Consider the following 2,094-nt stretch of genomic DNA (forward strand, 5'->3'; position numbering starts at 1 on the left):
AATGGTTCTTTGCAACTTTATAGAATGAGAGGACTCGTACGTGTAAGGGATCACTAATCTAAAACACGTTATAGTTCTCCTCTTTTTCTATATAAAGTTATTTAATACAAACTAAAGAAACACGTTGTAAACAAGCTTGACAAACATTGCGAAAAGATTGAAATAAAAGGAATAACTAAGCTGAATTTCAGTAAATTGCAAATCAGTTTTATCAACAAAAAATTAGAGTTATTAACAACCAACCCGCATTGATGCGGGTTGGTTAATAAAAAGTTGTTAACAATATTTGGAAAAATGAAAGATTTAACCACGTCAGATATAGATAGACAAAACGTTTTAAACAACACGTTAGTCCTAGATAATCTAAGAACTTACTTAGGTGTTCCTGGTATGTTATTTCAAGAAGAGTATAAATACACAAAGCAACAAATTTCTGAATTTTATCAAATAGACATTGCTACTATCGAAAGGTACCTTGAAAATAATGAAAAAGAAATAAAACACAATGGATATGTAGTTCTGAAAGGAAAAAATTTAAAAGAATTCAAAAACCAATTTGGACATATTTTAAAACTCTCAAGTAACACTGCTCATTTAGGTGTATTTAACTTTAGGTCTTTTTTAAATCTTGGAATGTTATTAGTCGAAAGTGAAATTGCTAAAGCTTTACGAAGTAAAATATTAGATATCGTAATCGATAGCTTGAACGAAAAAGCTGGAGGTACAACAAAATATATAAATCAAAGAGATGAGGATTTTTTAAGTGCAATTCTAAAAGAACCGCATTATCGAAAAGAATTCGCAAATGCTTTACATCTGTATTTAGATTTAGGAAATATTAAATATGCTATTTACACAAGTAAAATATACCACTGCATTTTTAAAGAAAATGCAATCGAATATCGGAAAATACTCAAACTAGAAAGAACTGAAAACCTAAGAGATACAATGTACGCTGAAGTTTTAAAACTTATTGCTTCATTTGAAAATGGATTATCTCACGAAATGAAGAAGAAATCAGAATCATTAGGTAGGAAAATGACCCAAAATGAAATGGATACACTTCTTGAAAATTTCTCTAATCACCCTCTTTTTAAACCTTTGATTGAGGATGCCAGGATAAAAATGGCAAGTAGAGATTATGGATTTAGAAAAGTCTTTCACGAAAGCTTAAAAAACTACATAAGTACAGTTTCCAAATCTGATTTCGATAGATTTTTAGGAGAAAAAAGCAAGGCACTTGAAGATAGGATAGATGAAAACATAGATGTTTTCAAACGCTTAAAAAATAGGTAGTATGGAATTTGTGTATTTCGATTTTCACTACGCAGTAAAAGAACACGATTACATAATAGAACATTCTGGAGGTTTCGCTGGAGCTAAAGATTTAGGACAGCTTCACGCTACGTTGGATTTTGTACAAGACGATAATTATTATCCAGAATTAGAAGATAAAGTTGCATATCTATTTTATTCTATAAACAAAAACCACGCTTTTAATGATGGAAACAAAAGGTCATCTATTGCTTTAAGCGCCTATTTTCTTGAAATTAACGGTCTAGATTACATCGTTTCAAAATTCATTTCTTTAACAGAAAATATTGCTGTAGATGTTGCAGATAACTTAATAGATAGGGAATTACTTAAAGAAATTATTGCATCAATCATTTATGAAGAAGAATTTAGTTATGAGCTGAAATTAAAAATTATAGAAGCAAAAACTAAAAAAAAGTAAAGCCAGTTTACAACAATGGTAACCGTTGCACAAGCCTCTAATTCTTAGAAAATCTCACTTATTTAAACCGCTTTAGAGTGGTTTTCTAGTTTTATATCGTTTGTAAATTAGCAGAATATAGTCTCTTTAAAATGGACTTATACGCATTATTTAACGTCATTATGAACTTTAAAAATAAGCTGAGCATTCCTGCTCCACTTTTATTCTTTTTTGAGTGAATTTGAGGTATTTCTTGAGGTTGTAGGCAATAGCTGAGAGCTGCATACATTTATTGGCCTGTTTTAATCCTAAGGTGTTTACTTTTCTAAGCCCCATAAACTGAGTTAAGGTTCCAAAAACGGGTTCTACCGTGCTTTGTC

The 2,094-nt window shown here is 30.3% G+C and carries 2 protein-coding genes and 1 pseudogene; 2 read left to right on the forward strand and 1 reads right to left on the reverse strand.

The window, feature by feature from the left end:
- The first annotated feature begins 294 nt into the window (after positions 1 to 294).
- Positions 295 to 1,296 (forward strand): DNA-binding protein, encoded by a 1,002-nt coding sequence (locus KW502_RS15160; RefSeq protein ID WP_219041393.1) that lies wholly within the window; start codon positions 295 to 297, stop codon positions 1,294 to 1,296.
- Position 1,297: 1 nt separating this feature from the next.
- On the forward strand, positions 1,298 to 1,735 hold the full coding sequence (locus tag KW502_RS15165; protein ID WP_219041394.1) for a type II toxin-antitoxin system death-on-curing family toxin: 438 nt from the start codon (positions 1,298 to 1,300) through the stop codon (positions 1,733 to 1,735).
- 198 nt (positions 1,736 to 1,933) lie between these two features.
- On the opposite strand, the pseudogene KW502_RS15170 reads toward KW502_RS15165, so the two are convergent.
- Positions 1,934 to 2,094 (reverse strand): annotated as a pseudogene (locus KW502_RS15170) (transposase); the annotation flags it as partial.

The organism is Mesonia aestuariivivens, assembly GCF_019311235.1.
Classification (GTDB): Bacteria; Bacteroidota; Bacteroidia; order Flavobacteriales; family Flavobacteriaceae; genus Mesonia; species Mesonia aestuariivivens.